We start from the raw sequence: 18,390 nt of genomic DNA, 5'->3' as shown, positions 1-18,390 counted from the left end.
GCAGGGCGCTCTCCTCCAGCACCACCGGACAACCCGGTGGCGTCATGCAGAAGCAAGACGAACGTAGAAGGGCTGGAGGCCAACTCGCAAGAAGATTGCGCGAGTTTGCGGCAAGTCGATTGACGGCGTCGAACACCTCACCGACCATCATGGTGTCGCGCAAACCTGCGCAACCAAGCGGACGGGAGAGCAGCCATGAAGCTACGGTTCCTTGGTAAGAACTCCACCCCCGGAGACAGTCCCACCCTGTACGCCACCGACCAGGACACCTACGTCATCCAAGGCTGGAAGGTCTTCGCCAACGACTTGCTCATGCGGCTCGATGTGCCGGATGGTCAGACCGTCATCGAGGTGCCGACCGAACTGTTCGAGCACCTGACGAAGGATGACCTGCCGTGCGGCGAAATCAAGAAGTTCACCGCTCCGATCAAGATCGTCACGGACGGAGGGACATGCGTGCTCCAAGGCCCGGAGGTGCATGACCCGGAGGCCCTGAGCCAGATGCGTATGCCCGACTACGAGACCTGCATCGAGGTCCCCAAGTCCTCGATCACGGCCCTACTGGAGGAAGACAGTGGACCTGATCACTCCCGCGCAGCGTGACGAGCTGTTCAATAGCTTCGAGCGCGATGCCTTCCACCTGGAGCTGAGGGACGACTACGGGTCTCCCATCGAGGACACGCCATATGCCCGCTGGGAGCGCGGCGAGCCTGACGACTACGCCTGGCTCGACCCTTGGATGGCGCTCATGAGGGGCGTCACCGGCGAAGGGAAGACGGTTCGCCGGGTACGGGTGATTACCGAGCCTCACAGCCAGTACGTCACCTGGGAGCACTCGATGACCCAGCTCAACATCGAGGTCGGCGAGGACATCCGATGGTTCCCGCGTCATCAGCTCCCCGAAGGCATCACGTTCCCCGTCCAGGGCAACGACTGGTGGCTGTACGACGACCGTCTTCTCGCGGTCGGGCATTTCGACCCCGAGGGGCGCGTCCTGGGATCGGAGATCATCGAGGACCCTGGCATCGTGGCCGAGTGCATTCGCGTGCGCGATCTACTCTGGGCCGACGCCATCCCTCACCGCGAGTACAAGCCCTGATCGTTCAGTGAACAGCCAAGCACAAGAGTCACGAGAAGCGCTGGGCGCCCGGCTGCGCGGGTTCCGGAAGGATGCGGGATTCGCAAGCGGCCGGGCGCTCGCCCGTACGCTCGGCTGGCAGGAGTCGAAGGTCTCGCGTCTTGAGAACGGCAAGCAGAATGCCAGCGAAGAGGACATCAGAACGTGGTGTTCAGCAACAGGGCAGCAAGATCACGTTGATGACTTGATCGCGACTGTGCGTCACATCGATGAGCTATGGCTTGAGTGGCGTCGGCAGTTCCAAGCCGGGATGGAGAAAAGGCAGAGCAAGGCCCTGCCCGTTTATAAGAAGACGAAGGTCTTCCGCATCTGGCATCCCACCGTCGTATGGGGGGCGCTTCAGACGCCGGAGTACGCCGCGGAGACGTTCCGACAGGTCGTCAACTACTACGAGGTTCCTAATGATACGGAAGCCGCCGTAGCCAAGCGGCTTGAGCGTCAGCAGTACTTGTACCGGGGTGAAAGGGTCTTTAACGTGCTGCTCGGCGAGCAGGCTCTCTACAGCAATTTTGGAGGGCCGGAGGTGATGATAGGGCAGCTCGACCGGCTGTTGGCGGCTATGCACCTCCCACGGCTAAGCCTGGGCCTCATTCCGCGCTCTGCCCAACTCGACATTTGGCCCGGGAATTCCTTTTCCATGTTCGACGATAGACTCGTCCTCGTTGAGACCTACTCGGCGGAGTTCTCCGTAACGCAGCCTCGGGAGATCGACCTTTACGCCAAGGCGTTTGCACTCCTCAAGCAGTCAGCTATATATGGAGCTGGTGTACGGGACCTCATCTTCACTGCGATTCAGCACTTCGAGGGCTTGGCACGTGACTAAGGAGAAATATATCCCCATGATTCCAAATTGGCGCACGAGTTCCTACACCAGTACGGAAACCTGTGTGGAGGTTGCTGACAACGACCCCTCCGTGGTCTTGGTCCGGGACACGAAGGCACGCGAGCGTGGCCACATGGCGGTGACACCGGCCGTCTGGGCGGAGTTCGTGGCCTTCAGCAAGGGGGCCAAGGTCTGAGGTTCGATCCTGGGGCGGATCCCGTCGGCGCCCCATGTGTCCTGAGTGCGCAGGCGGGACCTGTTCGCGTACCGGGTGTGCGGGGCGAAGCGGGTGGGGGCCGGGGTACGGCCGGGGGTGAAGGAGTTCCGAAGTGTCACGGGGTGGAAAACCGTGGTTAACACCCGTCCGGCACATTGGAGTTTGTCGGCGTCACGGACCTCCGGAGCGGCTCCCGGACCTCCATGGACGCCCCTGGACGCGGCTGATCCCGATCGGCGCGCGTCCCGGCGGGGACCGCCGTCGTCCCGCCCCTGGCGCCGAGCGCCGGGGTGCGGCGGTCCCCGCCCCGTACGCCTTCCCGCACCGCACCGCACCGCACCGCGCCCGCCACTCCGTGGCGACTGCCCGGGCCCGCTTCGCCGCGAGCCGCAGGAGTGGTTCGACGTCATCGACTTCAGCGACAGCGCCGCTGCCGCCGCGCGGATCGCCCAGGAGTTCGACGGCTGGGCACCGGAACTCACCGCCCTGATCACCGACGCCGACCTCCCGCCGCTTCCGCGCCCCATCTTCGCCCTGCCTCTCGGGCACACATGGGACCGGGTGCCCGGGGTGACCCTGCTCGGCGACGCCGCTCACCTCCTGGCCCCGAACGGCGAAGGCGCCAACAGCGCCATGTACGACGGCGCCGAACTCGGCAAGGCCATCGCCGCACACCCCGACGACATCGAGGCCGTCCTCGGCCAGTACGAGGAGGCCATGTTCCCCCGCAGCGTGGAGTTCGGCTCCATCGGTGCGGAACTCCACGAACTCGATGGCGAGGACGTCGCCGAGGGCTTGATCGATATGTACACGGACAGCGGCAACTGAACGTCACAGCTCTCCGTCCCACGTGCGGAGCAGCCCCAAGACGGGCCGGACACGTCCTAGTCCCAGTCCGAGCCCTCGGACGAGGAGCGGCGGCGTGACGAGGCGCCGAAGTCGAACCAGGTGCGGCTCGCCTGGACCGCGTTGACGCCGACCACACCCGCCCAGCACACCAGCAGCCCCGGCAGCCCCCCGTTCACCACGGCGATCGCCGACAGCGGGATGGCCAGGACCAGCGAGGCGACGGCCAGGCCGACGCGCGCGCCGAGGCCGTCGGGGTAGGTGTGGGGCTGCGCCCCGGGCGCCGGGCGGGCGCTGCCGCGCGCCACCACCATCTGCTGCTCGGCGAGCTGGCGGCGCACCCGCTTGTCGACCACGCCGTCGAGCCGCTGCTCGATCTTCTCCAGGAAGGAGTCGACCAGCTCGTCCTCGTACTCGGGACCGAGTTCCTTGCGGGTCTGCAAGGAAGCGTCGAGTTCTCGCTTCAGCTCAGGATCGCGGGCTTCCATGGGTGTGGAGATTACGGCGTTTCCTTCACCCTGACAGTGGGGCTAACCCCCCGTTCCGGGGCAGGTTCTGGACCGGGTTCCGGGGCCAGGATCGTGTGGTCCGGGACGTGGGACGTGTCGCGGCGCGCCAGCAGCCAGTACAGCGCCGCCGGCACGGCGAGCCCCACGACCCAGGAGACGTCGGCGCCGCCCAGCGGACCCACCAGCGGCCCGGTGAAGAAGTGGGTGGAAAGGAAGGGGAGCTGGGCGACGAGGCCGATGACGTAGACGGTGAGGGCCTGCCAGCGGTAGGCGCCGTAGCGGCCGTGCGGGTCGCTCAGGGCCGGGAGGTCGTAGCGCTCCTTGGCGATCAGGTAGTAGTCCACCAGGTTGATCGCCGACCAGGGCGTGAAGAACGTCAGCAGGAACAGCAGGAAGTCCTTGAACGACGTCAGGAAGCTGTCCTTGCCGAGCAGCGCGACGACCGTGCCCGCCACCATGATCCCCGCGATGTACGCGGCACGCCCCCGCGAGGACAGCGCCGCCTGCCCGCGGAAGCCGCTGACGCTGGTGACCAGGGACATGAAGCCGCCGTACGTGTTGAGCACGTTGATGGTGAGCTTGCCGAGCGCGATGACGAAGTACAGCGCGGAGGCGATCAGTCCGGCGCCGCCGAGACCGACCACGTAGCCGACCTCGTGCCCGACGAAGGCCCCGCCCGCGGCTGACGCGGCGAGCGCGCCGAACGTCATCGACCACTGGGAGCCGAGCGCGCTGCCGCCCAGCGTCCACCAGAACGTCGCCTTGGCCGAGGTGGTGCGCGGCAGATAGCGGGAGTAGTCCGCGACGTACGGGCCGAAGGCGAGCTGCCAGGACGCGGAGAGGGAGATGGCGAGGAGGAAGAGGGGCAGGTCGAAGGTGCGGTCGGCGAGGAGCGTGCCGAGGTCGGCGCGCTCCAGCAGCCGTATGCCGAGGTAGACGAAGGCGAGGGCGCAGATGACGGAGGCGACGCGGCCGAGTGCGTGGATGAGGCGGTAGCCGACGGCGGCGGTGACGCCGGTGACTAGGGCGAAGATGACGATGCCCGTGGTGTCCCCGAGGTGCGTCAGCTCGCCGACGGCCTGCCCGGCGAGGACCGTCCCGCTGGCGAAGAAGCCGACGTACATCACGATGACCAGCACCAGCGGCACGATCGCGCCCCGCACCCCGAACTGGGCCCGCGAGGAGATCATCTGGGGCAGCCCGAGACGGGGACCCTGCGCCGAGTGGAGGGCCATCACGGCGCCGCCGAGGAGGTTGCCGAGGGCGAGCCCGAGCACGGCCCAGAAGGCGCCGGAGCCGAAGACCACCGCCAGCGCGCCGGTCACCACGGCGGTGATCTGGAGGTTGGCGCCGAGCCACAGCGTGAACTGGCTGAAGGCGCTGCCGTGCCGTTCCGTGTCCGGGACGACGTCGATCGAGTGCTGCTCGACGAGCGAGGGGGCCATGGGGGTGGGGTCCTGCCTTTCGTGCGCCGGGGCCGGGGCCGGGGCCGGGGTCGGGTCAGGTCGGATCGGTTCGGGTCAGCTCATGGCCCGGAAGCTGGTCGTCCGCTGTCCCTTGCCTGGCTGTATATAGTCATGCACGGTCGTAAGTGAATGAATAAAAGTCAAGGGGTGGGAGCGAAAAGGCGGCTGCTCTTGCCCGCTATTCGGTACGAGAGAGAAGGGTTGCCTCGGCAAAAGGCGTGGTGGCAGAGGGGTTTGCGTGTGGCGTCTCGTATGGTGGACAGTACCTGACGGATCGCCCCGGACGGCAGCGCGCTGAATAGCGCGGACGCCGCCGCCCCCGGCGGAGAGCGCCACCGCTCGGCGTGCGCGCGCCGCGCCCCGTACAGTCGAGCCGACGAGAGCACAGAAGGAGACGACGGGATGAGCAGCGCCAGCGCGCGGTTGCTGAAGCTCTTCGAGGGGCACCGGCTGACGCCGACGCAGCGGCGCATCGCCCACTGCATGGTCCGACGGGCCGCGGACGCGCCGTTCCTCTCCAGCGTCGAGCTGGCCGAACTCGCGGGGGTGAGCCAGCCCTCGGTGACCCGCTTCGCCGTCGCCCTCGGCTTCGACGGGTACCCGGCGCTGCGCCGGCACCTGCGGGAGTCGGCGCCGGACCCCGAGGCGGCCGGAACGGGCACGGGAACCGGCGCGGCGGGCGGCGCGGACGCGGCGGGCAACGAGTACCAGCAGGCGGTGCAGGCCGAGATCGACAACCTGCGCCACCTCGCGGCCCTCCTCGCCGACCCCGCGCCCGTCGAGCGCGCCGGACGGCTGCTCGCCGCCTCCCGCCCGCTGCCCGTACTGGGCCTGCGGGCCGCCTCCCCGCAGGCGCGTGGCTTCGCCTACTTCGCCGCCAAGGTCCACCCCGATGTGCGGCTGCTGGACGAGGGCGGGTCGATGCTGGAGGACAGGCTCGACGCCTGCGTACGGGCCGGTGCCGGTGCTCTCCTGTGCTTCGCGCTGCCGCGGCACCCGCGCGAGACGGTGGCCGCGCTCGGCCGCGCCCGCGAGGCAGGGCTCAGCGTGGTGACGGTCGCGGACAGCGCCTTCGCGCCCGTGGCCCACCCCGACGACCTGCTGCTTCCTGCGGCCGTCGGCACGGGCCTCGCCTTCGACACCGCGTGCGCGCCCATGCTGCTGGGGCGGGTGCTGCTGGAGGCCATGGCCGACGAGTTGCCTGACGCGCAGGCGCGCCTGGAGGAGTTCGACGCGCGGGCGGCGGAGCGCGGGCTGTTCATGGAGTGACGGGGCGTGGAGGGGAGGGCTCGCCGCCCCGCGACGCCGCGACGCCGAGCCGTCGTCAGAAACCTTTCTCCGGTGTCCAGTCCGGGTCCCGGCCCAGGAACGCGACGAGCCGGTCGCTGGGGTCCGCCTCCGCCGATACCCGGATCGCGGGCCCGAACAGCGGGTGCCGTGCCGCGGGTGCCGGGACGAGCTGTCGTGCCGTACGCAGCAGTACCGAGGCCAGCGCGGGCGGCACGGGCCGGGGCAGGCCCGTCGCGCAGGCGATGTCCCAGCCGTGGACGGCGATCTCCAGCGCGCCCGTACGGGCTATGGCGGCTGCCGTCACCGGCAGGTCGGCCACGGCCACGTAGCGGTCCTCCGGGCTCCCGGCCGCCGCCCACGCGCCGAGCACGCGTGTGGCACGCGCTCGCAGCACGTCGACCGGGCCCGCACTCCGCGCCCCGTCACCACCGTCCGGCCCGACGGCACCAGCGGCACCGGCGGGACCCCCGTGCCCGCCGCCACCGCCAACACCACCGCCACATCCCGCGTCCCGGCCCGCGCCGGGACCCGGTCTCGGCGCGGCGCCCGCGCCCGGTACGCCGACGTACCCCGCGTCGATGCCCTCGTACAGCGCCGCCAGTGAATCGCCGGTGTGCCGCAGCAGGGACTCCAGGTCCCACCGTCGGCACGGGGTGGGGCGGCCGAGCATCCGCGCGGTGACCGGGCGCACGGCGCACAGCGCGTAGTTGACGGCCCGCTCCAGCAGCTCCGTTCCGGAATCCGGCGACCCGCTCATCACCGCGCTCCCCGCCCTCGCCCCGGCCCCGTCCCCGGCCTCAGCCCCGCTCGGACCGCTGCTCGGACCGGTCCGACGACTCCGAGCCGTCGGAGCCGTCGGAGCCGTCGGGCCGGGTGTCCGCCTGGATGAACTGGAGGTAGTTGCCGTCCGGGTCCTCCACAGTCGACATGAAGCCCCAGCCGACCGCCTCGACGGGCCGGATCCAGCGCACGTGCAGCGAGTTCAGGTGCGCCTCGGCCGCGCGGATGTCGCGGACGCCGAAGTTGACGAGCTGGCGGCCCGGCTCGACGGTCTTCGCCGCGACGTCGTCACGGCGGTCGAAGCCCACGTACAGCCCCTCGGCGACGACGAGCATGTGCTCCTCCCAGCGCGCGCCCAGCGGTTCGAGCGCCGCCCGGTACCAGGCGACGAGCCGGTCCGGCTCTGTGCTGCCGAGCACGATGCCGCTCGCGACCAGGTTGTCTTCCCGCGCTGCGCCGGTGGTCGTCGCTTCGGTGGCCGTCGCTTCGGTGGTCACTGTGCACTCCTCGGGGTCGCGGAAGCCGTCCCCCGTACTGACCACCCGTCCAGCCGGAACTCATCGCTCTCGCGCCGCCCGCATCGCAAACCTGTTCACGGCCCACAGCGCGACGCCGATCAGGACCAGCACCCCGGCGCGGATGTAGACGTCGGCGGCGCGGTCGGCCAGCGGGCTCGCCAGGATCAGCGCGGTGACGGCGCCGAGCACGGGCAGCGCGGTCGGGGTGCGGAAGTGGGCGTGGCCGACGCGGTCGCGCCGCAGCACCAGTACCGCCACGTTGACGACCGTGAAGACGCACAGCAGCAGGAAAGCGGTGGTGTCGCCGAGCCCCTCGATCTCTCCCGTCGAGACGAGGCCGATGGCGAGGAGGGAGACGAAGACGATGCCGACGACGGGCGTACGGCGCGCGGGCAGCACCTTGCCCACGGCGCCGGGGAGGATGCCCTCGTTGGCCATGCCGTAGCAGAGCCGCGAGGCCATCATCAGGTTGATCAGGGCCGAGTTGCTGACCGCGAACAGGGCGATGAGCGCGAACAGCTCGGGCGGGAAGGCCACCCCGCCCGCCTTCACGACCTCCAGCAGCGGGCCGCTGCTGGCCTCCAGCTTCCGGTGGTCGACGAGGAGGGAGGAGACCAGGGCGACGAGCACGTAGAGCGTCCCGGTCACGGCGACGCCCAGGAACAGGGCGCGGGGGAAGGTACGGGACGGGTTCTGGGTCTCCTCGGCCATGTTGACGGAGTCCTCGAACCCGACGAACGCGAAGAAGCCCAGTGCGGTGGCGCCGAGCACGCTGGTCAGCAGCGCGTAGCCGGTGCCGCCGTCCGCCGCGTGGAACTCGGTGAGCCGTGCGGGCTCGCCGTTCCCGGACAGCACGGCGTACACGCCGATGCCGATGATCACCAGCAGCCCGGTCACCTCGACGACGGTGAGCACGACGTTCGTCTTCACGGACTCCGAGACGCCGCGCAGGTTGAGCAGCGCGAGCAGCACGATGAACAGGATCGCCACGAGGGTGGGCGGCACGTCGACGAACTCGCGCAGGTAGTCGCCGCCGAAGGCGCGGGCGGCGGCGCTCGCCGAGGCGAGCCCCGAGCACATGACCATGAAGGCGACGATGAAGGTGAGGAAGGGCATCCTGAAGGCGCGCTGGGTGTAGAGCGCGGCGCCCGCGGCCTTCGGGTACTTGCCGACGAGCTCCGCGTACGAGGCGGCCGTCAGCAGCGCGACGACGAAGCCGATGGCGAAGGGCACCCACAGGGCCCCGCCGACCTTGCCCGCGACCTTGCCCGTGGTGGCGTAGATGCCGGTGCCGAGGATGTCCCCGACGATGAAGAGCGCCAGCAGCCTGGGGCTGATCGCGCGCTTGAGCGGTGTGGAGTCGGGGGCGTCCGGGCCGTCCGAGTCCTCCGGGGTACGAGGTGTGGCCTGCATGGGCTTGTGGTTTCCCCGACGCGGTGATCCTTAGCGGGGTGGGGGCGCTGCGCAAAGCGGCCCGTACGGCCCACCGCCGTGACAAGCGCCTCCGGAAACGGTTCAGGTGGTTGAGGATTGGAGGACTCCGGAGCAGGGTGGGCCCCTGGAGACGAAAGGGGACGACACCATGCCGCCGACACCCAGGAGCGCCCCGCCCTTCAGGGCCGACCACGTGGGCAGCCTGTTGCGCCCGCCCGAGCTGCGGCGGGCCCGCGAGGAGCACGCCGCCGGACGGATCGGCGACGCGGAGCTGACGGCCGCCGAGGACGAGGCCGTACGCGCCGTCGTACGGCAGCAGCGCGAGGCCGGACTGCGCGGCGCCACCGACGGGGAGTTCCGCCGTGCCTCCTGGCACATGGACTTCATCTACGCGCTGGGGGGCATCAGCAAGGTCGAGGACGAGTCGCTGCGGATCCGGTTCCACAACGCGGACGGCGACGTGGACTTCGCCCCGCCCTCCGCACGGGTGGACGGGCGGATCGGCCTGGAGCGGACCATCTTCGGCGACGCCTTCGCCTTCCTCCGGGACGCGGTCGCGGAGGACCAGACGCCGAAGCTGACCATCCCGTCGCCGAGCATGGTCCACTACCGGGGCGGCCGGGCCGCCATCGACGCCGAGCTGTACCCGGACATGGACGGCTTCTGGGACGACCTGACCGCCGCCTACGCGGCCCAGGTGCGCGGCGTGTACGACCTCGGCTGCCGTTACCTCCAGCTCGACGACACCAGCCTCGCCTACCTGAACGACCCGGAGCAGCGCCGTCACGTCGCCGGGATAGGGGGCGACCCCGAGCACCAGCACGAGACGTACATCGCCAACATCAACCGCTCCCTGGCGGGCCGCCCCGACGATCTGCGGGTGACCACCCACATGTGCCGGGGCAACTTCGCGTCGTCTTGGGTCGCCTCGGGCTCGTACGACTTCGTCGCCGAGGCCCTGTTCGGTGGCCTGGAGGTGGACGGCTTCTTCCTGGAGTACGACGACGAGCGCTCCGGCGGCTTCGAGCCCCTGCGCTATGTGCCCAAGGGCAAGCAGGTCGTCCTCGGGCTGGTCACGACGAAGAGCCCGGAGCTGGAGTCCAAGGACGCGCTCAAGCGCCGTATCGACGAGGCGGCCCGCTATGTGGACCTGGACCAGTTGTGCCTGTCCCCGCAGTGCGGCTTCTCCTCGACGCTGGAGGGCAACAAGCTCTCGGCCGAGGACCAGTTCGCCAAGCTGCGGCTGATCGTGGAGACGGCCGAGGAGGTGTGGGGCGGCGCGTGACCGGGCCGCCGGGACCGGCTTCGCACCTGCCGGGCTTGACTTCAAGTTCGGTTGAACTCCTAAGTTCATGATCCTCGGCCACAAGGACCCGTTCGGGGGCCGGGCCACGAGAGAGGGGCAGAGCCATGGAGTTCTCACACGACGACGCGGGACTGGCCAGGCAGCCGATCGGCTACTGGAGCTGGGCCGCGCACAAGGCGGTCGTCACCCACATCAGGGCGCAACTGGCCGAGGTGGACATGACCCAGCCGCGCTGGTGGGTGCTGGGTCAGCTCCACGGCACGGAGGACGGCCGTACGCGCCAGGAGGTCACCGACGTCCTCCAGGGCTACCTGGACGTGGGCGGCGCGCTCCAGCCCGAGATCGACACGGTCATCGCGCGTGGCCTGGCCACCCAGGACGAGGAGGAGCGGCTGCGGCTGACCCCGCTGGGCGAGAAGACGTACGACGCGTGCGCCGAGCGGGTGGGCGGCGCGCTGGCCCGGGTGCACGACGGGATCCCGGAGGAGGAGTACGTGCGTACGCTCAAGGTCCTCCAGCGCATGATCCACAACGTGGGCGGCACCGCCTGGCACCAGTGACGGGCCCCGGCCCCCGCCCCCGCCCCCCGGGCGGCTGGCGGGGGCGGCGCCGTCGCACCGTGACGACGGGGCCCGCACCCCGGGAACCACCGGTTCTGCCGCATTGCCGCAGCGGCTCTACCGCGGGCCCGCGCGTGCTCCGAGGATGGGCGCATGACGACGCGAGACGAAGCGGAAGCGATGGACGAAGCGATGGCGGAAGCACGCGGCGAGGGCGACGGGCGGGCGGTCTCCGTCCCGGAGGCCGTGGCCGCGCTCCCCGGGCCCTGGCAGCCGCGCGACCTGGCCACGGTCAACGGCACGGTGGTGCGGGTGGCCAGGCTCGACGGCGCCTTTCCCTGGCACCACCACGACGAGGACGAGCTGTTCCTGTGCTGGGACGGCACCTTCCGCGTCGAGCTGGAGGGGCGGGAGCCGGTGACACTGCGTGCGGGGGAGATGTTCGTCGTGCCGCGCGGCGTGCGGCACCGCCCCGTCGCGGAGAGCCCCGCGCACACGCTGCTGGTGGAGCGCCCCGAGACGCGCCAGTACGGGAACTGAGGGCGCGCCCTCCCGCCCGCGCTGGATGGGCGCGTCACCTGAGCGCGTCGCGGTGGGCGCCGCCCGACTCCGTGACGATGCTCTCCGGCGTCTGCGGCTCCCGCACCGTGGCGAACCCGACCCCGCCCTCGCCGTCCTCCCCGCCCTCCCCGTCCACGGTGAAGCCGTAGACGCCGGGCCGGGGGAGGGAGTTGTAGCCGAAGGGGTTGGAGAAGTAGTACGCACCCGTGTCGAGCAGGGCCACGTGGTCGCCCTCGGAGAGCAGCGGCAGTTCGCGGCCCCGTGCCACCAGGTCGCCCGCGAAGCAGCAGGGTCCGGCGACGTCCTGGACCGTGGGCTCCGTGGTGCGCGGGATGCCCTTGGCGTCGTAGGCGGCGACGCGCAGCGGCCAGGCGTCGGGCGTGAAGACGGTGCGCACGGCGACCTGCGTCCCCGCGTGGGTGACGGCGATGTGCCGCCCGCCGGACGACTTCGTGTACTCGACGCGCGAGAGCACCGTGCCCGCCTTGGCCAGCAGCGAGCGGCCGAACTCGGTGACCAGCCCGTAGCGCCCGTCGAAGAGTCCGGGCACGGTGCGGGCCAGGAGCCGCGCGTAGTCGGAGAAGGCGGGCGTGATCTCGTCGGAGGCGAAGTTGACGGGGAGGCCGCCGCCCAGGTCGAGGGTGTCGATCTGCTGGCGTCCGGCCGCCGCGTTGATCTCCTCGGCCAGCTCGTACGTGGCCCGCGCGCCCTGCGCCATCAGCTCCAGCGGGATGCCCTGGGAGCCGGTGTGCGAGTGCAGCCGGGTCAGCCAGGGGCGGTCGAGGTAGGCGCGTACGACCCACTCCCGCGCGCCGGGGTCCTGGAGCGCGACCCCGAACTTGGAGGTGGCGGTCGCCGTGCTCATCGCGTCGATGGCGCCGCCGCCCAGCTGCGGGTTGACGCGCAGCCCGAGCGGCGCGCCCGCGCCCGGGATGCCCGGCCCGTCCGGGCCGACCAGGGCTTCGAGGCGGGCCAGCTCCTGCGGGTTGTCGGCGTTGAGGGCGATGCCCAGGCCGAGGGCCTCGCGCAGCTCGGCGCGGGTCTTGGCGGGCGAGTCGAGGACGGTGTGCGCGGCCGGTACGCCCGCGGCGCGGGCCAGCGCCAGTTCGCCGGGGCTGGCCACCTCGCACCCGATGCCCTCGTCCGCGAGCAGCCGCAGCACCGGCACGAGGGACGCGGCCTTGACGGCGAACGTGTGCAGCACGGGCTGCCCTTCGGCGGCCACCTCGTCGAAGGCGGTCCGCAGGTCCCTGGCGGCCTGCCGTACGGATGCGACGTCGAGCAGCGCGGCCAGCGGCGCCCGCTCGTCGCAGAGCAGGCCGCTCTCCACGGCGGCGCGGACGGCGAGGTCGCGGCGGGCCGCGGGGGACAGGGCGGAGGCCGGAGCGGGGGCCGTTTCCGGGGCGGGGCCTTGTGCGTGATCCATGACGCCACACAAGCACGTGGCGCGGGGGTCTTCCCAGAGTGGTCGTTGACTGAAAGTATTCAGCAAGTAAGGTGTGTGAATAGATGAATGCGTTCCGGTGCGCCTGGGCACACAGGCAGAACCGGCAGGACAGGAGGCAGGGGCCATGTCAGGACCGCGACCCGTGCGGGCGCCGCGCGGCGGCCAGCTCAGCGCCCGGGGGTGGCAGCAGGAAGCCGCTCTGCGGATGCTCCAGAACAACCTCGACCCGGAGGTCGCCGAACACCCGGACAAGCTCGTCGTCTACGGCGGCACCGGGAAGGCGGCACGCGACTGGCGCTCGTTCGACGCGATGCTCCGCACCCTGGAGACCCTCGCCGACGACGAGACGATGCTCGTCCAGTCCGGGCGTCCCGTCGGCGTCATGCGTACGCACGAGTGGGCGCCGCGCGTGCTCCTGGCCAACTCCAACCTCGTGGGCGACTGGGCCAACTGGGACGAGTTCCGGCGGCTCGACGCGCTGGGGCTCACCATGTACGGCCAGATGACGGCCGGTTCCTGGATCTACATCGGCACCCAGGGCATCCTCCAGGGCACCTACGAGACCTTCGCCGCCGTCGCCGCCAAACTCGCTTCTAAGAACAAGCACAGCGGCGGCACCCTCGCCGGAACCATCACACTGACCGCCGGGCTCGGCGGCATGGGCGGAGCGCAGCCGCTCGCGGTCACCATGAACGACGGCGTCGCCATCTGCGTCGAGTGCGACCCCTCCCGCATCGACCGCCGCATCGAGCACGGCTACCTCGACGTACGCGCCGACTCCCTCGCCCACGCCCTCCAGTTGGCGACGGAGGCCCGCGACGCACGCCGCCCCCTCTCCATCGGGCTGCTCGGCAACGCGGCTGAGGTGCTCCCGCGCATGCTGGCCGAGGGCGCCCCCATCGACATCGTGACCGACCAGACCTCGGCCCACGACCCGCTGTCCTACCTGCCCGTCGGCATCGGCTTCGACGAGATGGCCTCGTACGCGGCCGAGAAGCCCACCGACTTCACCACGCGCGCCCGCGAGTCCATGGCCCGGCACGTGGAGGCCATGGTCGGCTTCATGGACGCGGGCGCCGAGGTCTTCGACTACGGCAACTCGATCCGCGGCGAGGCCCAGCTCGCCGGCTACGAGCGCGCCTTCGCCTTCCCCGGCTTCGTGCCCGCCTACATCCGGCCCCTCTTCTGCGAGGGCAAGGGCCCCTTCCGCTGGGCCGCGCTCTCCGGCGACCCGAAGGACATCGCGGCCACCGACCGGGCCATCCTGGACCTCTTCCCCGAGAACGAGTCCCTGCGGCGCTGGATCACCATGGCCCAGGAGCGCGTCCACTTCCAGGGGCTGCCCGCGCGCATCTGCTGGCTCGGCTACGGCGAACGGGACCGCGCGGGCGAGCGCTTCAACGACATGGTCGCCAGCGGCGAGATCTCCGCGCCCCTGGTCCTGGGCCGCGACCACCTCGACTGCGGCTCCGTCGCCTCGCCCTACCGCGAGACCGAGTCCATGCTCGACGGCTCCGACGCCATCGCCGACTGGCCCCTGCTGAACGCCATGGTCAACGTCGCCTCCGGCGCGTCCTGGGTCTCCATCCACCACGGCGGCGGCGTCGGAATGGGCCGCTCGATCCACGCGGGCCAGGTCACGGTGGCCGACGGCACGCCCCTCGCGGGCGAGAAGCTGCGCCGCGTCCTGACGAACGACCCCGGCATGGGCGTGATCCGGCACGTCGACGCGGGCTACGAACGGGCCGAGACGGTCGCCTCGGCCCGCGAAGTCCGCATCCCCATGCGGGAGGGCTCGTGACCGACCCCGCCTTCCCCGAACACGCCCTGCCCCGCCGCGCGAACGCACCGGGCGCGGGCGCGGCACCGTCTTCGGGTACGGGACCCGTCCCCAGCGGAGCGTCTGCTGACGGGCTGACCGCTCCGGGTACGGCGTCCGTCCCTGGTGGGACGCCTGCCGAAGGGCCGTCTGCCTCGGGCAGGGCGCCGGTTCCGTGTGCGGGGCCCGTCCCCGGCGGGGTGCCCGGCGAAGGGCCGTCCGCCTCGGGCGCGAGGCTTGCTCCTGGTGGGGCGTCTGCTGACGGGGCGACTGCTCCGGGTGCGACGTCCGCCCCGGGCACGGAGTCCGCATCCGGCGGGGTGCCCGGCGAAGGGCCGTCCGTCCCGGGCGCGGGGCTTGCTCCTGGTGGGGCGTCTGCTGACGGGGCGACTGCTCCGGGTGCGACGTCCGCCCCGGGCACGGAGTCCGTTCCGTGTGCGGGTTCCGTACCCGGCGGGGTGCCCGGCGAAGGGCCGTCCGCCTCGGGCGCGGGGCTCGCCCCTGGTGGGGCGTCTGCTGACGGGGCGACTGCTCCGGGTGCGACGTCCGCCCCGGGCACGGAGTCCGCATCCGGCGGGGTGCCCGGCGAAGGGCCGTCCGTCCCGGGTGCGGAGCCTGCCCCTGTTGGGCCTGGGGCGTCCGGCGCGGGCACGGAGCCGGGCTCCGGCTCCTCGGTGCACGCGGACACCCCGCGAGGGGGCGGGCCCGCTCCGAGTGGAGCTCCCGCAGGGAGAGTGCCCGCCTCGGGCGGGGCGTCGCGCCCGGGCGCGGGGACCGTCTCCGGCGGGGCGTTCGCCTCCGGGGAAGCGTCTGGCGCGGCCCCAGGCTCCGGCTCCTCGGTGCACGCAGACTCCCCGGGAGGGGCCGGGTCCGCTCCGGGCGGAGCCCCCGCCGGCGGGGGCGCGGCGTCGGCGCCGGGTGCCGCCTCGGGCCGGTCCGGGGCGTCAGCCCCGCCAAGCTTCCTCGCCATGTGGCGCGAGCTCGCGCCCGTCGGGCGGGACGCGCGCAGTGGTGGTTACCGGCGATACGCGTGGAGCGGCGCCGACGCCGAGTGCCGGGACTGGTTCAGGGCGCAGGCCACAGCCAGGGGGCTCGCCTACGAGGTGGACCGCAACGGAAACCAGTGGGCCTGGCTCGGCGACCCCGCCGCAGGGGACGCCGTCGTCACCGGGTCGCACCTCGACTCCGTGCCCGACGGCGGCGCCTTCGACGGCCCCCTCGGCGTCGTGTCCTCCTTCGCCGCGCTGGATCTGCTGCGCGCCCGCGAGGACACCCGTGGCATCCGTGGCCCGCGCGTCACCCGGCCCGTCGCCGTCGTCAACTTCGGCGACGAGGAGGGTGCGCGCTTCGGGATGGCCTGTGTCGGCTCGCGGCTCAGCGCGGGACAGCTCAGCCGCGAGAAGGCGCACGCGCTGCGCGACGCCGACGGAATCACCCTGGCCCGCGCCATGGAGGCGGCGGGCCACGACCCCGACGCGATCGGCCCCGACCCCGAGCGCCTCGCCCGCATCGGCGCGTTCGTCGAGCTGCACATCGAGCAGGGCAGGGCGCTGGCCGACGCGGAGCGGGACCAGCCCGTCGGCGTCGCCTCCGCCATCTGGCCGCACGGGCGCTGGCGGTTCGACTTCGCGGGCGAGGCCAACCACGCGGGCACCACCCGTATCGAGGACCGCCGCGACCCGATGCTGACGTACGCCGGAACCGTGCTCGCGGCGCGCGAGAAGGCGCGGCTCGCCGGAGCCCTGGCCACCTTCGGGAAGGTCTCCGTCGAACCCAACGGCGTCAACGCCATCCCCTCCCTCGTGCGCGGCTGGCTCGACTCCCGCGCGGCCGACGAGGAGACCCTCGCCGCCGTCGTCGCCGAGATCGAGAAGGCGGCGGGCGAGCGCGGACTGCGCGACGGCGTGGACGTCCGCGTCGAACGGGAGTCGTTCACCCCCGTCGTGGAGTTCGCCCACGGCCTGCGGGACCGGCTCGCCGCACAACTGGGCGGCGCGCCCGTCCTGCCGACGGGCGCGGGACACGACGCGGGTATTTTGTCCGCTTCGGTCCCGACCGCCATGCTGTACGTGCGCAACCCCACCGGCGTCTCGCACTCGCCCGCCGAGTTCGCGGCGGAAAACGACTGCGTGGCCGGGGTGACCGCACTCGCCGACGTACTGGAAGGGCTCGCGTGCGACTGACGTACTGGTGCGAATACGCCTGGCTCAACGGCACCGTGGAGCCGGGCGTCGCCATCGAGACGACGGACAGCGCCGACGGGGGACGGATCGCCGACGTGCGAACCGGCGTCACCTCGCCGCCGCAGGGCGCCGAAGTGCTGCGCGGACTGACCGTGCCGGGGCTGGCCAACGCCCACTCGCACGCGTTCCACCGCGCGCTGCGCGGCGCCGTGCAGGTGGGCTCCGGCACGTTCTGGACGTGGCGGGAGGTGATGTACCAGGTCGCGTCCCGGATCACGCCCGACTCCTACTACGCGCTCGCGCGCGCCACGTACGCGGAGATGGCCCTCGCGGGCGTGACCTGCGTCGGAGAGTTCCACTACCTGCACCACGCGCCCGGCGGCGCACGCTACGACGACCCCAACGCCATGGGCCACGCGCTGCTCGCGGCAGCCGCCGAAGCGGGCATCCGCGTCACGCTCCTCGACACCGCCTACCTCGCCTCCGGCTTCGGCACCAAGGGGCGCGGCGCGCCGCCCGGCAGGCCGCAGCTCCGCTTCTCCGACGGCACGGCCGAGGAGTGGGCCGAACGGGCCTCGGCGCTCACACCCGCCGACCCCGCGACGGCCCGGGTGGGCGCGGCGATCCACTCCGTACGGGCCGTGCCCGCGCGCGAACTGGACACCGTCGTGAAGTGGGCCGACGCGCGGGAGGCGCCGCTGCACGTCCACCTGTCCGAGCAGACCGCCGAGAACGACGCCTGCCAGGAGGCACACGGCCGCACCCCCACCGAACTGCTGGCAGAGCACGGCGTCCTCGGCCCCCGCACGACCGCGATCCACGCCACCCACCTCACCGACGGCGACATCCGCCGCCTCGGCGGCTCCTCGACGGGCGTGTGCATGTGCCCGACGACGGAACGCGACCTCGCCGACGGCATCGGCCCCGCGCCCGAACTGGAACGCGCGGGCACGGCGCTCTCGCTGGGCAGCGACAGCCACGCCGTGATCGACCTCTTCGAGGAGGCGCGGGGCATGGAGCTGAACGAGCGGCTGCGGTCGCGTACGCGGGGGCACTGGACCGCGGCGCAGTTGCTGCGTGCGGCGACGGAGGACGGGCATGCGGCGCTCGGGTGGCCCGAGGCGGGGCGGCTGGAGGCCGGGTCGCTGGCCGACTTCACGACGGTGGCGCTCGATTCCGTACGGACGGTGGGGCCGCCTTCGCGAATGGCCGCGGAGGCGGTGGTGTTCGCGGCGACCGGTGCGGATGTGCGGCACACGGTCGTGGGAGGCCGCCACGTGGTCCGCGACGGCACCCACACCTCCGTCCCTGACCCGGCAAAGGCCCTGTCCGAGGCCCTGGAACGGTAGCCCCTTCGCAGGGGTGCGCCTTCCCGGGGTGCCCCTTTGGGGTTTCGTTCGCGTGCTGCGGCCCGGTGGCACGGGTTGTGCCCACCCTCCCCCAGCTACCGCTGGGAGGTGCCCCCTCGCCATGCGGAACGCCTGCCCACAACA

17 protein-coding genes and 1 pseudogene are annotated in these 18,390 nt (G+C 71.8%); 12 read left to right on the top strand and 6 right to left on the bottom strand.

What is annotated here, in order from left to right:
- The first annotated feature begins 195 nt into the window (after positions 1–195).
- From ACYVOO_RS18445 to ACYVOO_RS18425, 5 genes and pseudogenes are all read left to right on the top strand, one after another.
- Entirely contained in the window at positions 196–603 is a 408-nt protein-coding gene (locus tag ACYVOO_RS18445) for a hypothetical protein (protein ID WP_461016725.1), read from the top strand.
- Positions 575–1,099, top strand: a complete 525-nt coding sequence (locus ACYVOO_RS18440; protein ID WP_461016724.1) for a DUF6879 family protein — start codon at positions 575–577, stop codon at positions 1,097–1,099. The genes ACYVOO_RS18445 and ACYVOO_RS18440 overlap by 29 nt, the downstream gene beginning before the upstream one ends.
- Positions 1,100–1,106: 7 nt before the next feature.
- Entirely contained in the window at positions 1,107–1,961 is an 855-nt protein-coding gene (locus ACYVOO_RS18435) for a helix-turn-helix domain-containing protein (RefSeq protein WP_461016723.1), read from the top strand.
- Positions 1,894–2,157 (top strand): DUF397 domain-containing protein, encoded by a 264-nt coding sequence (locus ACYVOO_RS18430; RefSeq protein WP_461016722.1) that lies wholly within the window; start codon positions 1,894–1,896, stop codon positions 2,155–2,157. Before ACYVOO_RS18435 ends, ACYVOO_RS18430 begins: the two co-directional genes overlap by 68 nt.
- A gap of 405 nt (positions 2,158–2,562) precedes the next feature.
- Positions 2,563–3,006, top strand: a pseudogene (locus ACYVOO_RS18425) (FAD-dependent oxidoreductase); the annotation flags it as partial.
- A gap of 56 nt (positions 3,007–3,062) precedes the next feature.
- Here the strand turns inward: ACYVOO_RS18425 and ACYVOO_RS18420 are convergent.
- A complete protein-coding gene (locus tag ACYVOO_RS18420) occupies positions 3,063–3,512 on the bottom strand; it encodes a hypothetical protein (RefSeq protein WP_461016721.1) in 450 nt (149 codons plus the stop codon).
- A gap of 11 nt (positions 3,513–3,523) precedes the next feature.
- Positions 3,524–4,978, bottom strand: coding sequence for a purine-cytosine permease family protein (locus ACYVOO_RS18415; RefSeq protein ID WP_461016720.1), 1,455 nt, complete (start codon positions 4,976–4,978; stop codon positions 3,524–3,526).
- Positions 4,979–5,401: 423 nt separating this feature from the next.
- On the opposite strand from ACYVOO_RS18415, the gene ACYVOO_RS18410 reads away from it, so the two are divergent.
- Complete coding sequence (locus ACYVOO_RS18410; RefSeq protein ID WP_453350766.1) at positions 5,402–6,268, top strand: MurR/RpiR family transcriptional regulator; 867 nt, start codon at positions 5,402–5,404, stop codon at positions 6,266–6,268.
- 55 nt (positions 6,269–6,323) lie between these two features.
- Here the strand turns inward: ACYVOO_RS18410 and ACYVOO_RS18405 are convergent, their stop codons facing one another.
- The 3 genes from ACYVOO_RS18405 to ACYVOO_RS18395 are packed head-to-tail and all read right to left on the bottom strand — an operon-like array spanning position 6,324 to position 9,000.
- The gene (locus ACYVOO_RS18405; protein ID WP_461016719.1) at positions 6,324–7,046 is read right to left on the bottom strand and encodes a maleylpyruvate isomerase family mycothiol-dependent enzyme; all 723 of its coding nucleotides are present in this window, start codon (positions 7,044–7,046) and stop codon (positions 6,324–6,326) included.
- A 40-nt stretch (positions 7,047–7,086) separates the two neighbouring features.
- Positions 7,087–7,566 (bottom strand): VOC family protein, encoded by a 480-nt coding sequence (locus tag ACYVOO_RS18400; protein WP_461016718.1) that lies wholly within the window; start codon positions 7,564–7,566, stop codon positions 7,087–7,089.
- A gap of 60 nt (positions 7,567–7,626) precedes the next feature.
- Entirely contained in the window at positions 7,627–9,000 is a 1,374-nt protein-coding gene (locus ACYVOO_RS18395; RefSeq protein ID WP_461016717.1) for an APC family permease, read from the bottom strand.
- 169 nt (positions 9,001–9,169) lie between these two features.
- On the opposite strand from ACYVOO_RS18395, the gene ACYVOO_RS18390 reads away from it, so the two are divergent.
- From ACYVOO_RS18390 to ACYVOO_RS18380, 3 genes are all read left to right on the top strand, one after another.
- Positions 9,170–10,306, top strand: a complete 1,137-nt coding sequence (locus tag ACYVOO_RS18390; RefSeq protein WP_461016716.1) for a 5-methyltetrahydropteroyltriglutamate--homocysteine S-methyltransferase — start codon at positions 9,170–9,172, stop codon at positions 10,304–10,306.
- A gap of 125 nt (positions 10,307–10,431) precedes the next feature.
- Entirely contained in the window at positions 10,432–10,887 is a 456-nt protein-coding gene (locus tag ACYVOO_RS18385) for a MarR family winged helix-turn-helix transcriptional regulator (RefSeq protein WP_461016715.1), read from the top strand.
- A 153-nt stretch (positions 10,888–11,040) separates the two neighbouring features.
- On the top strand, positions 11,041–11,427 hold the full coding sequence (locus tag ACYVOO_RS18380; protein ID WP_461016714.1) for a cupin domain-containing protein: 387 nt from the start codon (positions 11,041–11,043) through the stop codon (positions 11,425–11,427).
- 34 nt (positions 11,428–11,461) lie between these two features.
- Here ACYVOO_RS18380 and ACYVOO_RS18375 read toward each other — a convergent pair whose 3' ends face one another.
- Positions 11,462–12,874: a type III PLP-dependent enzyme domain-containing protein gene (locus tag ACYVOO_RS18375; protein ID WP_461016713.1), complete on the bottom strand. Its 1,413-nt coding sequence runs from the start codon at positions 12,872–12,874 to the stop codon at positions 11,462–11,464.
- Between the two features lie 145 nt (positions 12,875–13,019).
- Here ACYVOO_RS18375 and hutU point away from each other — a divergent pair, with 145 nt between their 5' ends.
- The 3 genes from hutU to ACYVOO_RS18360 all read left to right on the top strand — a co-directional run bounded on the left by hutU (position 13,020) and on the right by ACYVOO_RS18360 (position 18,246).
- Entirely contained in the window at positions 13,020–14,696 is a 1,677-nt protein-coding gene (hutU, locus tag ACYVOO_RS18370; RefSeq protein ID WP_461016712.1) for a urocanate hydratase, read from the top strand.
- Positions 14,697–15,682: 986 nt separating this feature from the next.
- The gene (locus ACYVOO_RS18365) at positions 15,683–16,897 is read left to right on the top strand and encodes an allantoate amidohydrolase (RefSeq protein ID WP_461016711.1); all 1,215 of its coding nucleotides are present in this window, start codon (positions 15,683–15,685) and stop codon (positions 16,895–16,897) included.
- A complete protein-coding gene (locus tag ACYVOO_RS18360; protein WP_461016710.1) occupies positions 16,888–18,246 on the top strand; it encodes a formimidoylglutamate deiminase in 1,359 nt (452 codons plus the stop codon). Before ACYVOO_RS18365 ends, ACYVOO_RS18360 begins: the two co-directional genes overlap by 10 nt.
- The last annotated feature ends 144 nt before the right edge of the window (positions 18,247–18,390 follow it).

The sequence above is a fragment of the Streptomyces daliensis genome (assembly GCF_054782395.1).
Note: the sequence above shows the minus strand (reverse complement) of the source record. Positions and strands in the feature narration are given on the sequence as shown.

Excerpts from the sequence above, each read along its gene's own strand:
- ACYVOO_RS18385 (WP_461016715.1), top strand. The coding sequence starts at position 10,432 with ATGGAGTTCTCACACGACGACGCGGGACTGGCCAGGCAGCCGATCGGC.
- ACYVOO_RS18405 (WP_461016719.1), bottom strand. The coding sequence starts at position 7,046 with ATGAGCGGGTCGCCGGATTCCGGAACGGAGCTGCTGGAGCGGGCCGTC.
- ACYVOO_RS18365 (WP_461016711.1), top strand. The coding sequence starts at position 15,683 with ATGTGGCGCGAGCTCGCGCCCGTCGGGCGGGACGCGCGCAGTGGTGGT.
- ACYVOO_RS18380 (WP_461016714.1), top strand. The coding sequence starts at position 11,041 with ATGACGACGCGAGACGAAGCGGAAGCGATGGACGAAGCGATGGCGGAA.
- hutU (WP_461016712.1), top strand. The coding sequence starts at position 13,020 with ATGTCAGGACCGCGACCCGTGCGGGCGCCGCGCGGCGGCCAGCTCAGC.
- ACYVOO_RS18445 (WP_461016725.1), top strand. The coding sequence starts at position 196 with ATGAAGCTACGGTTCCTTGGTAAGAACTCCACCCCCGGAGACAGTCCC.
- ACYVOO_RS18390 (WP_461016716.1), top strand. The coding sequence starts at position 9,170 with ATGCCGCCGACACCCAGGAGCGCCCCGCCCTTCAGGGCCGACCACGTG.
- ACYVOO_RS18395 (WP_461016717.1), bottom strand. The coding sequence starts at position 9,000 with ATGCAGGCCACACCTCGTACCCCGGAGGACTCGGACGGCCCGGACGCC.
- ACYVOO_RS18375 (WP_461016713.1), bottom strand. The coding sequence starts at position 12,874 with ATGGATCACGCACAAGGCCCCGCCCCGGAAACGGCCCCCGCTCCGGCC.
- ACYVOO_RS18415 (WP_461016720.1), bottom strand. The coding sequence starts at position 4,978 with ATGGCCCCCTCGCTCGTCGAGCAGCACTCGATCGACGTCGTCCCGGAC.
- ACYVOO_RS18410 (WP_453350766.1), top strand. The coding sequence starts at position 5,402 with ATGAGCAGCGCCAGCGCGCGGTTGCTGAAGCTCTTCGAGGGGCACCGG.
- ACYVOO_RS18420 (WP_461016721.1), bottom strand. The coding sequence starts at position 3,512 with ATGGAAGCCCGCGATCCTGAGCTGAAGCGAGAACTCGACGCTTCCTTG.
- ACYVOO_RS18430 (WP_461016722.1), top strand. The coding sequence starts at position 1,894 with ATGGAGCTGGTGTACGGGACCTCATCTTCACTGCGATTCAGCACTTCG.